The sequence below is a fragment of the Halomicrobium sp. HArcht3-1 genome (assembly GCF_058933345.1).
In genome coordinates this window covers 271,640-283,739 of sequence record NZ_JBZYDM010000004.1, presented here as the reverse complement: position 1 = coordinate 283,739, position 12,100 = coordinate 271,640, and the positions used below count along the sequence as shown (strand labels likewise).

Genomic DNA, 12,100 nt, shown 5'->3' with positions numbered 1-12,100 from the left:
ATGTCGGAAGAAGAAGCACCCGAGCCGGACGAGTCTGCCGGCACCGACGAAGAAGAGACCGCGGCAGCCGAACTGTTCGGCCGCTGGGACGTGACCAACATCGAGTACTCCGATCCCTCGACCGAGCGCTACATCACGGTCACGCCGATCGCACACACGATGGGCCGCCACTCCGAAAAGCAGTTCAAGAAATCGGAGATCAGCATCGTCGAGCGCCTGATCAACCGTCTCATGCAGACTGACGAGAACACGGGCAAAAAGCAGCTGGCGACCACCATCGTCAAGGACGCTTTCGAGATCGTCCACGAGCGCACCGAGGAGAACCCGGTGCAGGTACTCGTCGAAGCTGTCGAGAACAGCGCCCCGCGTGAGGAGACCGTCCGCCTGAAGTACGGTGGTATCTCCGTCCCGAAGGCCGTCGACGTCGCGCCCCAGCGCCGCGTCGATCAGGCCCTGAAGTTCATCGCCGACGGTGTCTACGGCGATTCGTTCAAGACGACGACCGACGCCGAGGACGCGCTGGCCCAGCAGCTGATCGGTGCTGCCAGCAACGACGTGCAGATCTACTCGGTCAACCAGAAAGAAGAGAAAGAACGCGTCGCGGCCGCCGCTCGATAAGCTCTCTCTGCGCGCGAATCTTTTTCGCCGCCATCTACAGCGATGCAGTCGTCGGAAGGGTTCGTAAACCGCGGCGTATTTGTCGGTTCACGTCGCAGTCGGGGTATGGCTCAGCAACACGATTCGGTCGACCTCGTCGGCGACGAGACGGTCGAGTATTTCGCAAAAGCAGTCCTACTGGCGGCACTGACCGCGGCGCTGGCGCAGGTATCGATCCCGCTCCCGGGCAGTCTCCCGCCGTTTTCGCTCCAACCCTTCGGCATGTTCTTCGCTGGGCTCCTGCTGGGGCCGCTTTGGGGCGGGTTGGCGCTTACGCTGTACGTCCTCGTCGGGGTCGCCGGGGCACCGGTCTTCGCGAACGGCGGGGCCGGACTCGGCTACTTCTTCGGGGGCACCGGCGGCTTTCTGGTCGGCTTTCTCGTCGGTGCCGTCGTCGCCGGTGCGATCGCACACCGCAGCGTGACCCCCCGACCGCTGGATCGCATCGCCGTCCCGACACAGGTCGTCTCGTTGTGTGCCGCCCTCGTCGTCGTGTACGCCATCGGCGTCCCGTGGATGGCAGCCGTCACGGAACTGTCACTCCAGCGTGCCGGCGCGATCATGGCACCCTACGTCCCCTTCGACGTGGTGAAACTCGTCGTCGCCGTCGGCATCGTCGAGGGCGGATACCTCGTTCGTGAATGATTGCAGTCCGTGATTTGACGACTCGACGGGGGAGCGCCGTCGCGCTCGACGGCGTCTCGCTCACGATCGAGGACGGCGAGTTCCTGTTGCTCGTGGGTCCAAACGGGTCCGGCAAGACGACGCTGGTCCGCCATTTCAACGCCCTGCTCGAACCCGACAGCGGCGTCGTCGAGGTCGACGGACAGGCCGCCCACGAGCACCCCGTCGCCGCCCGGACGAGCGTCGGGATGGTGTTCCAGCACCCCCGCGATCAGTTCGTCGCCGCGACCGTCGGCGCGGACGTGGCCTTCGGGCCGGAGAACCTCGGGCTGGCCCGTGCCGAGATCGACCGCCGGGTCGAGGACGCGCTCGACGCGGTCGGACTCGGCGATGAGCGCGAGACGGCGATATCGTCGCTGTCGGGGGGTGAACAGGCCCGTGTCGCCATCGCTGGCGCGCTCGCGATGGAACCCGCCCATCTCGTGCTGGACGAACCGCTGACCGGGCTGGATCTGGCGGCCCGTCGATCGGTCGTCGAAAAGCTGCGGGCGCTGCACGCCGACGGGACCAGCGTGATCGTCGTAACCCACGACCTCCGGGACCTCGTCGAGTTGGCCGACCGCGTCGTCGCACTCGTCGATGGACAGGTCACGCTCGATGGCGCACCCGACACCGTCCTCGACGAACTCGACGCTCTCGGCGTCCGCGATCCACGACACTAAGGATGCTCCAGTACGCTCCCGGCGACACGCTCGCCCACCGCCTCGACCCGCGCTCGAAGCTGTGCGTACAGGTCGGGTTCGCGATCGCGGCGTTCAGTAGCACCGCCATCGGCTGGCTCGCCGGCCTGTACGCGTTCGCGGCCGTCGTCTTGCTCGCCGGGCGAGTGTCCCCACAGCGCGTCGTTCGGGACTACGCCGTCGTCCTCGCGGTGCTGGCGCTCGCCCCGGTGCTCGCGGGTCTCACGCTCGGTCCGCCGTGGTTTCAGGTCGACTCGGCGCTGGTGTCAGTGCGTGCGGTCGCACGGATCCCGCCAGTGCTTGCGGTCAGCGCGGTGTACGTCCACACCACACCGATCAGGGGGACCCGTGCCGCCGTTGAGCGCATCGTTCCCGGCCGGCCCGGGCAGTTGCTCGGTGTCGGTGCGGGTCTCGTCGTTCGGTTCTTCCCGCTCGTCGTCGACGACCTTCGGACGATCAGGACCGCGATGACGGCCCGTGGCGGGGCGAACCGGTCCGTCACCGACCGGGCGCGACGGCTCGCCGTCCGTGGTCTCGACTGCACGATGGCGCGTTCGGAGCGGCTGACAGTCGCGCTCAAAGCGCGCTGTTTCGCGTGGAACCCGACGTTACCACCGCTCCAGTTCTCGCGACTGGACTACCCGGTGACGGCGCTGGGCGTCCTGTTGGCGCTGTCGCCGCTGCTCCCCGTTTAATCAGCCGCACTATCGCCGTTGCTCGCGGTCGCGTAGGCCCGAGTCACGTCCACGAGCGCCTTCCGATACTCGCTCTCATCGGTCTCGCGCGCGAGTGAGCGGAACCGTCGTTTGAACGCCGTAAAGTCGACGTGGGGTGCGTCCTCGGCGGCGGCGTGGGCAAGGTCGTAGATCGGGTGGTCCGGGCCGACGAGATCGTGGCGCTCGACCAGCGCCAGCGCGAACGCGGCGTTGACGGCGTTAATGTCGGGATCGCTCGCCGGGGTCAGGCGATCCCACGCCTGCCGGTCGCGGGGCGCGTCGGCGACGGCGGCGGCGAGACTCGACTCCAAGAACGCCACGAGTTTGTCCGCCGGCGCGACGTCGACCCACACGTCGTCGGCGTAGATGTCCTTCATGTGGTTCGCGATCTGGTAACAGTGAGCAAGCGTCCGGCGCTCGACGCTGTGGCCGGCCAGCCCCAGATAGATCGCTTCACGTGTCGACTGCGTGTGAGAGGGATGGCCCTCCTCGTAGCGGTGCATGTGCGCGAACTCGTGGAGCGCGAGTTCGCGGGCCATCGCGCTCGTGGCCGCCTGTCGAGAGATCGTCAGGAGGTGGCTCTCGTCGTCGTGGCTCACGCGCGTCCGCTCGCCCGGGTCCTCGCGGACCCGGACCGTGACCGGCCGGTCGAGATCGTACTCGGTCGCGAACAGGTCGCTGGCACTGAGAAACGGTGTGGCCGGGCCGCCCCGAACGTGCACATCCATGCGTACCTCTACCAAGGGATATCTCCGTATTACTCTTTCGCCGATTTCGAGACCATGGACACGTCTACAGGACATCTACGCCAGAAGTCACCGGGTACCTGCGCCCGGTTAGGCCCCACGCTTATCTATCAGTCACGCATCGTGTCACGTATGTCAATCGTCCCGTCGGAGTACCACGACCTGTTCGAGAAGGCGACGTTCGCTCACGTCACGACGATGCTGCCCAACGGTACGCCCCACACAACGCCGGTGTGGATCGGCTACGACGCCGACGACGACCGCTTGCTGGTCAACACCGAGCGAGGCCGGCGCAAAGCCAAGAACGTCGACCGCGATCCGACCGTCTCGGTCAGCATGCTCGATCCAGACGACCCCTACCGATTCCTCTCGATCACGGGCGAGGTCGAAACGGTCACCACCGAGGGCGCGCGCGAGCACATCGACGAACTCGCCCGCCGCTACACCGGGAACGAAGAGTACCAGAACCCGATCCAGACTGAGCGGATCATCCTCCGAATCCGCCCCGACAAGGTCTTCTCTGGTGGGTAGACGCTGCGTGCCTCGCCTATCGAGCGTCCGCGTTCGCGTTCCCGCATAGCACGCTCACGCGGAAACACCGGAAGACGCTCACAGCGTTCGCGTCTTCCGAGCTTCGCCGTTCGTGCGGCGAGGTCCCGCACTCACGCGGAAACACCGGAAGACGCTCACAGCGTTCGCGTCTTCCGAGCTTCGGTGTTCGCGTGCCATTGGCACGCCCACACCGAAACAGCACCCTTTTGACGGTGCTGTTGATACTATGCCGTATAATGGGCCGACGCAAGAAGATCGTACAGGAATGCGAGACACTGATGAACACTCCGGAGAACATCCGGAACATCGCCATCGCGGCACACGTCGACCACGGGAAGACGACGCTGACGGACAATCTGCTGGCCGGTGCCGGGATGATCTCCGACGACACCGCCGGTGAACAGCTGGCGATGGACACCGAAGAGGACGAGCAGGAACGTGGGATCACCATCGACGCAGCGAACGTGTCGATGACCCACGAGTACGAGGACACCAACCACCTCATCAACCTCATCGACACCCCCGGCCACGTCGACTTCGGTGGCGACGTGACCCGCGCGATGCGTGCCGTCGACGGCGCGCTCGTGGTCGTCGACGCGGTCGAGGGCGCGATGCCCCAGACCGAGACGGTGCTGCGTCAGGCACTCCGCGAGGGTGTCAAGCCGACCCTCTTTATCAACAAGGTCGACCGCCTCATCTCCGAACTGCAGGAAGGTCCCGAGGAGATGCAAGAGCGCCTGATGAGCGTCATCGCCGACGTCAACGAGCTCATCCGGGGCATGACCGAGGAAATGGACGACATCGACGACTGGACCGTCTCCGTCGAAGAGGGGACCGTCGGCTTCGGGTCCGCCCTCTACAAGTGGGGCGTCTCGATGCCGTCGATGCAGCGTACCGGGATGGACTTCGGCGAGATCATGGAGCTCGAACGTGCCGACAAGCGCCAGGAACTCCACGAGCGCACGCCGCTCTCGGACGTCGTGCTGGACATGGTCTGTGAGCACTTCCCGAACCCCATCGACGCCCAGCCCCGTCGTATCCCGCGTATCTGGCGCGGTGACGACGAGTCCGACCTCGCAGAGAGCATGCGCCTTGTCGACGAGGACGGCGACGTCGTCCTGATGGTCACCGACATCGGGATCGACCCACACGCCGGCGAGATCGCCGCCGGTCGTGTCTTCTCGGGGACGCTCGAAAAGGGTCAGGAGCTGTACGTCTCCGGGACCGCGGGCAAGAACCGCGTCCAGAGCGTCGGGATCTACATGGGCGGCGAGCGTGAGGAAGTCGAAGAGGTTCCCGCCGGGAACATCGCAGCCGTCACCGGCCTCAAGGACGCCATCGCCGGTTCGACCGTCTCCTCCGTCGAGATGACGCCGTTCGAGTCCATCGAACACATCTCGGAGCCGGTCATCACGAAGTCCGTCGAGGCACAGAACATGGACGACCTGCCAAAGCTCATCCAGACGCTCCAGCAGGTCGCGAAAGAGGACCCGACGATTCAGGTCGAGATCAACGAGGACACCGGCGAGCACCTCATCTCCGGCCAGGGTGAACTCCACCTCGAAGTCATCGGCCAGCGTATCGAGCGCAATCAGGGTATCCCGATCAACACCGGCGAACCGATCGTCGTCTACCGCGAGGCACCGCAGGGCGAGTCCCGCGAGATCGAAGGAATCTCCCCGAACCGCCACAACCGCTTCTACATCAGCGTCGAGCCGCTGGGTCAGGATATCGTCGAGACGATCAAGCTCGGCGAGGCGTCGATGGACATGCCCGAACTGGAGCGCCGTGAAGCGCTGCAGGACGCCGGCATGGACAAGGACACTTCCCAGAACGTCGAACACATCCACGGCACGAACGTGCTGATCGACGACACGAAGGGTATCCAGCACCTCAACGAGACGATGGAACTCCTCATCGAGGGCCTCGAAGAGGCGCTCAACGACGGTCCCCTCGCTGCGGAGCCGGTCCAGGGGACGCTGCTTCGCCTCCACGACGCACGCCTCCACGAGGACGCCATCCACCGCGGTCCCGCACAGGTCATCCCGGCCATGCGTGAAGCCGTTCACAACGCGCTGATCGACGCCGAGATCCGCCTGCTCGAACCGATTCAGGACGTGCGCATCGACGTGCCCAACGAGCACATGGGTGCCGCCTCCGGTGAGATCCAGGGCCGTCGTGGCCGCGTCGACGACATGTACCAGGAAGGCGACCTCATGGTCGTCGAGGGTATCGCACCCGTCGACGAGATGATCGGCTTCTCCTCTGACATCCGCTCTGCGACCGAGGGACGCGCCTCCTGGAACACCGAGAACGCCGGCTTCCAGGTCATGGCCGACAACCTTCAGCCGGACAAGATCGAGGAGATCCGCACGCGCAAGGGGATGAAGCTCGAACTCAACCCGGCGATCGACTACTTCTAGACCACCTTTTTTCACCGGGGATTCGCGCGGCTTCGGCGCGCTCAACCCCGGTCAAAAAACGTGGTTCTCCTGAGCGAAGCGAAGGAGAGCTCGGAAGTCGAGCGGTGCGTGGTTCGGCACGAAGTGAGAACCACGATGCGAGCGGGAGCGAAGCGACACGCGAGCGAAGCGAGTCTTCCGGTGGTGAAAAAAGCCGGACGCTCGCTCCGCTCGCGTCCGGTGAAACTGTGCTCACTTCGTTCGCACAGTATGCTATCGGTATAGTTGGACGCTTCTTCTCACCATCTCGGCACTCGGTCACGCTCGCGCCGACGCGGTACTCATACGGAACATTGGAGTGCTCCGTCTCATACTGTCGGCTGTAAATCTGTGAACGATTTCGCCACCCCGGGGGTGGCGAATCTCTTCACGAAGTGACAGCCAACAGTATCAGTCGGTCGATTCTGCCTCGACTTCCGGGGCTACGTCGAGCGTCGTCACACACCCCTCGACGACGAACTTCGCACCGTCGTGGTCGGGGTCGAGCGCGAGGTCCCAGCCGTGGGCCTCTGCGAGTTGCTGGACGATCGAGAGACCCAGCCCGGTGCCTTCCGCACCAGTCGTGTAGCCGTGGTCGAAGATCTGGTCGCGATCCTCCGGTGGGATGCCGGGACCGTCGTCGGCGACGTAGAAGCCGCTGTCGGTCAGACTGGTCTCGATGGCAACGTCGTCGCCGACGTGGTCGATGGCGTTGCGAAAGAGGTTTTCGAGCAGGCGCTGGAGGCGGGTGTCGTCGGCTTCGATCGTGCCACTGCCCCGGACAGCGAGGGTCGCCGACCGGGTATCGACGGCGTCCCAGGCGGCCGACACGACCGATTCGAAGGCGACCGGCTCGGTGTCGGTCACCGGGTCGGCGTTGTCGATCAGTGCGAGGATATCCTCGATGATCGTCGTCATGCGGTCGAGTGAGACCTGTACCTTTTCGAGGTAGGTCAGCGCCATCGCGAGGTCGAAGTCCGTGTCGTCGTCGGGGTCGACGGTCTCGGTCGCCATCGTGAGATACCCCGTCGCGACGTTCAACGGATTTCGGAGGTCGTGTGAGACCGTGCTGGCGAACTGATCGAGTTGATCGTTCTTGCGTTTGAGTTCGCGCGACCGGTGTTCGAGTTCGGTCGTCTCGACGAACCGGATGGCGTGACCGATCACCCGTGCTGTCTGGCTGGTGACGTACTCGGTGTGGACGAAGAAGTGGCGTGTCGGAGTAGAGCCAGTGGTCGACTCGGGAGGTGTATCGAGCCACGGCGTCGTGGCTGGATCGAGCGTGACCGTGGTGCGGTCTGGCCCAGTTTCGAGTGTCTCTCGGTCGAGTTCGTCGAAGCGGTCCAGAAACACCGTGCCGGTCTCGAAGTCACCGAAGAGGTCTCGCGCTGCGGCGTTGGCCGAGACGACGGTACCGTCGGTGTCGAGCAGGACGACGGCGTCGTCGATGTCGTCGATGATCTCTTCGCGGGCGACGACCTCGATGCGGCGAAGCCCGTGTTCGACCAGTGCGAGCGTCGTCAGGAAAAAGAAGCTCGCGAACCCGATCGCGGTGTAGTCGAACTGCGGTAACACGCCGCCAAAGCCGAGCTGGAGCCCGATGACCAGCATCGCCTGCGAGACGGCCATCGAGAGGACGATCGCCGGCCACCACGCCGGGCGGAACCCCGTCGTCACGGCGTAGGCCAGCAGGCCAGCGCCGCCGAGCAACAGGAGGACGTTCAGACCGACGAGACCGACCCCGAGGACGCCCCGCTGGACGCCGACGTGAGTGAAGGGGATCGTGACCCGGAGAAACGCGTCGAACACCAGCCCGTGGACGGAGTTGGTCGCGACCACAAGCGCCACTACCGCGACGACCCCGAGCATGGCCCGGCGCGTCCGGTCAGTGCTCAGGCGCTCGATGCCCGCGTAGCGTCCGGCAAACCGGAGGAACAGGAGGAGCGTCACCAGTTCGAGGAGGGGATTAAGCGCGACCAGCACGGTCAAGAGCGTCCAGAGTTCGCCGACGAGACCGTGAATCACGTCCGAGGCGAGTCGGAGTCCCAGCGCGCCGAGCGTGAGCGCAAAGAGGTGTGCACCCCGGGTCTGACGAGTCCGTCTGAGCCAGCTTCCCAGCCCGAAGGCGACGACCATCATCGTGGCAAAGAGAAGGAGGTGCTGGGTCTGGAGCGACGGGACGTAATCGAGACGCACCTCGGACAGCGGCGCCGGGAGCGTCTGGGCGAGCCAGTGCAGTGGCATCTATTCGCCACCTCCAGACTGTCGGTCGGTCTCGCAGTCACTGACGACGACTCGCGTGCCGTCGGCGTCGTCGTCGAGCGCGATGGTCCAGTCGTGTGCGCTGGCGCGCTGGCGTGCCATCGTGAGACCCAGCCCCGCAGCCGAGTCGTCGGTCGTGACACCGGACTCGAAGGCACGGTCCCGGATCGACGGAGGGATACCCGGGCCGTCGTCGGCGACGTAGAAGCCGTCGTCGGTCAGCCCGACGCGGACCGAGACGCCGTCGCCGCCGTGTTCGACCGCGTTGCGCACCAGCACGGCGAGCAAGCGATCGAGGTGGTCCGGGTCGGCACGGAGGTCGCCGCCCCATTCGATGGAAAGGGTCGCATCGGCGGTATCGAGGCGGTCCCAGACCGACCGGACGGCCGATTGGAACGAGACCGACTCGGGGTCGGCCTGGAGTTCGTCGTCGCGGGCCAGACCGAGGATGTCCTCGACGAGACTCGCCATCCGGTCGAGCGCGTCGTCGATCGATCGCAGCGCCGACGCGAGCTGGCGGCGGTCGACCGTCTCGGGGTCGTCGGCCGTCGTCAGTACGTCGATCACGCGCTCGGTCTCGTCGCGAGCGTCGGTGAGTGGGCCGCGCAGGTCCTGCGTGACCGCACCCGCGAACTGGTCGAGCTGATCGTTCTTGCGTTCGAGCCGCATCATGTGTCGCTTGAGCGCCGTCACGTCGGCGAACCGGACCGTGTAGCCGATCACGTCGTTGGTCTCGGTCATCACCGTTCTGGCGTTGACGATGTAGTGGCGTCGCTCGGTCTCGTCGGTCGCTTGTTCCACCGCAGTCTCGTCGGTCTCGGCCGCGGGCGTGGCCGCCGGCTCGTCGGCGTTGGATTCGGCCGGCCCGTTCTCGTCGGGTTCGCGCCCGACAGTGTCGGTCCCGGGCCGTTCGCCGTCTGATTCGTCATCGCTGGTGGGGGCCTCGGCCGGGTCCTCGTCGGCGGCGGTACCGTCGGCCGTCGACCGGTCGCTGTCCGCCCGCTCGATCGGGACCGGACGGTCGACCTGCAGACTCATCTCACGGGTGACCGTCTGGCTGGCTCGCGGCCGGTCGAGTGGCTCTGGCAGGGCGGTATCGAACGAGTGGCCCGCGCTCAGATCGGGGAAGAGTCGCTGTGCGGCCCCGTTCCACTCGACGACGTGCCAGGTGTCGTCGAGGATGACGATGGCGTCGTCGAGGTCGGCGACGATCGAGCGCTGGCCGCTTGGCGTGAGTCGCTGGAAGCCGTAGCCAAGCAGCGAGACTGTCGTCGCGAGGACGAAGTAGTTGACACCGACGGCGCTGTAGTCGTACCCGGAGACCGGCCCGATTGCCAGCGCGTCGACGACGGCGATCCCCAGCGCGAGGAGCAGTCCGGTCCCAATGACCGCGACCGGTCGCCAGGTCCCGCGTGGCGACCCGGCGACGAAGGGCTGGCCGACGAGCAGGCCGCCGCTCCCGACCAGACCCATCGTGAGTGCAAAGAGGAGCCAGCCCACGGGACCGACGCTCGCGGTCACGTACGTGAACGGCCCGGTCGCGACGGCGGCGTCGGTGAAGACGAGTCCGTGGACGGGGTTTGTCAGGATCGCCGTGATCCCGCCCGCCGCGAGCGCGGCGAGACTGCGGTTCGTCCGCCGAGTGGTCGTGGCACCGAGATCGGCGAACTGGACGGCGAAGCCGGCAAACAGCACCGCCGTCGAGAACTCCAGTGTGAGATTGAGCGTCGCGAGCGGTGCTTCGACGCCGACGAAGCCATCGAGGACGATCTGGGCCAGATCACTGGTCGCCCGCAACGAGGCCACCACGAGGACCAGTGCCAGCGTCCGCGTCTCGGGACCCGACCGAGCGACGAGAAGCCAGAGTGCAAGTCCCCACAGCGACACCGCCAGCGGGAGGAGTCCGCCGACGTGCTGGGTCTGTGGCGACGGCTCGTAGACGACCAGTTCTCCCGTCCAGGCGGGGACAGTGAATCCCGAGGCGTTGGTCGGCGTCCGTGATTCGGTCGACGGCACCAGCGTCTCTGTCGAGGTCGGGGTGGCCGTCGGGGTCGGCGTCGTCGTGGTCGTGACGACATCACCACCGGAATCGTCGGTGGCGGTCGGCGTGTCGTCGGACCGTGACCCGCCGCTCGTCCCGTCACCCGTTTCGTCGTCGTCCGTCTCCGTCGGTGTCGGCGTCGGTGTTCGGGTCGGTGTCGGCGTCGCCGTCCGAGTCGGAGTGTCCGTCGCGGTCGGCGTGAGCGTCACCGTCTGGGTCGCGGTCGGCGTCGCGGTCGGCGTCGCGGTCGGCGTCTCGGTGGCCGGCGGGGCAACAGGACCACCGTTCCCACCGCCGCCTGAATCAGACTCCGTCGCAGTCGGCGTCGCAGTCTGCGTGGCGGTCGGCGTGGCAGTCTGCGTCGAGACGGGTCTGTAGCGAAGATCGACCTGAAGCGTCCCTGCCGGGAGCGTAAGCTCGACCGTGTTGCTGGCAGTGACGGTGCCGGTCGCAAGCTGGGTTCCACTCGCGGCGTCGACGGCTTCGACGGTCCGGCCGGTCGAGAGCGAGTCGTCCCGGATCGTCACCGTCGCGGACGCGCTGGCGTTGTACGCCAGATCGACGCCACTGGCCGAGCGTGCGTACTCGAACGGGCCGTAGCTCAGGTTGGTGAGCGAGTCACGCACGACGACCGTCGGTCCGGCGTCCGGTGCGAGCACCACCGGCGCGCTGGTCGGGTCGATCGAGCGCAGACAGGCACCGTCGTCGGTCGCTGCGACGACGCGCACCGACGCGGTGTCGTTCGCGCGGACGGTGACGTTCGGGAACGCGAGCGTCGTGTCGTTGACGAACGGGTTCGCGTCGAGGGACTGCCCGTCGTAGCTCGCTTCGAGTCCGCTGTCGGTCACGAAAACCGCACCTTCGCTGCCGGGCTGGCAGTCGAGGCCGGCGATACCGGGTGCGCCGGCCGCACCGGCCGGTATCGGTGCCAGCACGCTCCAGACGAGGAGCGCGACGACGGCCGTGCCGACGGCGACGATCCGACTGGTGCGGTGATCCATGTAACTCACTCACTGTCGCGGCTGCGGTCGTCGCGCTTCGGGAGTCCCGCTCGGGTCATCTCTCTCCCGGACGCTGTCAGTCCACCTGTCGCCGACCGGTAGCCCGGTCCGACGGGCGAGAGCAGCGCGGGCCGCGTCGCGGCAGCGGCGACCGGTCGCTGCAACAGTTCGTACGAGGTGATTCGATAGCATAAGGATTGGTAACTGGTGTCTATTTCGAGACGACCGGACGAGCACTCGGACGTGAGACGATCGCGGAGATGTCCCCTGATTGTCTCGTCGGTTCGGGACGAGTCACGGAGAGAGACCGTTCGTCAACG

Annotated in this window: 10 protein-coding genes; 6 read left to right on the top strand and 4 right to left on the bottom strand. The window is 66.2% G+C overall.

Going from position 1 to position 12,100, the window contains the following annotated elements; genetic code table 11:
- From AC5FRW_RS08995 to AC5FRW_RS08980, 4 genes are all read left to right on the top strand, one after another.
- Positions 1-618: a 30S ribosomal protein S7 gene (locus tag AC5FRW_RS08995; RefSeq protein WP_493568107.1), complete on the top strand. Its 618-nt coding sequence runs from the start codon at positions 1-3 to the stop codon at positions 616-618.
- Between the two features lie 105 nt (positions 619-723).
- Positions 724-1,302 carry a biotin transporter BioY gene (locus AC5FRW_RS08990; protein ID WP_493568106.1) on the top strand — a complete coding sequence of 193 codons (579 nt, stop codon included), beginning with the start codon at positions 724-726 and terminating at the stop codon, positions 1,300-1,302.
- Positions 1,299-2,003, top strand: coding sequence for an energy-coupling factor ABC transporter ATP-binding protein (locus tag AC5FRW_RS08985; protein WP_493568105.1), 705 nt, complete (start codon positions 1,299-1,301; stop codon positions 2,001-2,003). The genes AC5FRW_RS08990 and AC5FRW_RS08985 overlap by 4 nt, the downstream gene beginning before the upstream one ends.
- A gap of 2 nt (positions 2,004-2,005) precedes the next feature.
- On the top strand, positions 2,006-2,716 hold the full coding sequence (locus AC5FRW_RS08980) for an energy-coupling factor transporter transmembrane component T family protein (RefSeq protein WP_493568104.1): 711 nt from the start codon (positions 2,006-2,008) through the stop codon (positions 2,714-2,716).
- Here AC5FRW_RS08980 and AC5FRW_RS08975 read toward each other — a convergent pair.
- Positions 2,713-3,465 carry a DUF5781 family protein gene (locus AC5FRW_RS08975; RefSeq protein ID WP_493568103.1) on the bottom strand — a complete coding sequence of 251 codons (753 nt, stop codon included), beginning with the start codon at positions 3,463-3,465 and terminating at the stop codon, positions 2,713-2,715. The two genes, AC5FRW_RS08980 and AC5FRW_RS08975, sit on opposite strands and share 4 nt — an antisense overlap.
- Positions 3,466-3,615: 150 nt before the next feature.
- Between AC5FRW_RS08975 and AC5FRW_RS08970 the strand changes: the two genes are divergently transcribed.
- Together AC5FRW_RS08970 and AC5FRW_RS08965 are read left to right on the top strand one after the other, a co-directional pair.
- On the top strand, positions 3,616-4,014 hold the full coding sequence (locus AC5FRW_RS08970) for a PPOX class F420-dependent oxidoreductase (RefSeq protein ID WP_493568102.1): 399 nt from the start codon (positions 3,616-3,618) through the stop codon (positions 4,012-4,014).
- Positions 4,015-4,271: 257 nt separating this feature from the next.
- Positions 4,272-6,458 (top strand): elongation factor EF-2, encoded by a 2,187-nt coding sequence (locus AC5FRW_RS08965; RefSeq protein ID WP_493568101.1) that lies wholly within the window; start codon positions 4,272-4,274, stop codon positions 6,456-6,458.
- A 429-nt stretch (positions 6,459-6,887) separates the two neighbouring features.
- Here AC5FRW_RS08965 and AC5FRW_RS08960 read toward each other — a convergent pair whose 3' ends face one another.
- The 3 genes from AC5FRW_RS08960 to AC5FRW_RS08950 are packed head-to-tail and all read right to left on the bottom strand — an operon-like array spanning position 6,888 to position 11,944.
- Entirely contained in the window at positions 6,888-8,720 is a 1,833-nt protein-coding gene (locus tag AC5FRW_RS08960; RefSeq protein ID WP_493568100.1) for a PAS domain-containing sensor histidine kinase, read from the bottom strand.
- Complete coding sequence (locus AC5FRW_RS08955) at positions 8,721-11,780, bottom strand: ATP-binding protein (RefSeq protein ID WP_493568099.1); 3,060 nt, start codon at positions 11,778-11,780, stop codon at positions 8,721-8,723. It abuts the gene before it with no gap.
- 5 nt (positions 11,781-11,785) lie between these two features.
- Positions 11,786-11,944 carry a hypothetical protein gene (locus AC5FRW_RS08950; RefSeq protein ID WP_493568098.1) on the bottom strand — a complete coding sequence of 53 codons (159 nt, stop codon included), beginning with the start codon at positions 11,942-11,944 and terminating at the stop codon, positions 11,786-11,788.
- Between the last annotated feature and the right edge of the window lie 156 nt (positions 11,945-12,100).

What these genes read in the sequence shown, in the direction of transcription:
- AC5FRW_RS08990 (WP_493568106.1), top strand. Translation starts at nt 724, where the DNA reads ATGGCTCAGCAACACGATTCGGTCGACCTCGTCGGCGACGAGACGGTC.
- AC5FRW_RS08960 (WP_493568100.1), bottom strand. Translation starts at nt 8,720, where the DNA reads ATGCCACTGCACTGGCTCGCCCAGACGCTCCCGGCGCCGCTGTCCGAG.
- AC5FRW_RS08985 (WP_493568105.1), top strand. Translation starts at nt 1,299, where the DNA reads ATGATTGCAGTCCGTGATTTGACGACTCGACGGGGGAGCGCCGTCGCG.
- AC5FRW_RS08970 (WP_493568102.1), top strand. Translation starts at nt 3,616, where the DNA reads ATGTCAATCGTCCCGTCGGAGTACCACGACCTGTTCGAGAAGGCGACG.
- AC5FRW_RS08975 (WP_493568103.1), bottom strand. Translation starts at nt 3,465, where the DNA reads ATGGATGTGCACGTTCGGGGCGGCCCGGCCACACCGTTTCTCAGTGCC.
- AC5FRW_RS08995 (WP_493568107.1), top strand. Translation starts at nt 1, where the DNA reads ATGTCGGAAGAAGAAGCACCCGAGCCGGACGAGTCTGCCGGCACCGAC.
- AC5FRW_RS08980 (WP_493568104.1), top strand. Translation starts at nt 2,006, where the DNA reads ATGCTCCAGTACGCTCCCGGCGACACGCTCGCCCACCGCCTCGACCCG.
- AC5FRW_RS08965 (WP_493568101.1), top strand. Translation starts at nt 4,272, where the DNA reads ATGGGCCGACGCAAGAAGATCGTACAGGAATGCGAGACACTGATGAAC.
- AC5FRW_RS08955 (WP_493568099.1), bottom strand. Translation starts at nt 11,780, where the DNA reads ATGGATCACCGCACCAGTCGGATCGTCGCCGTCGGCACGGCCGTCGTC.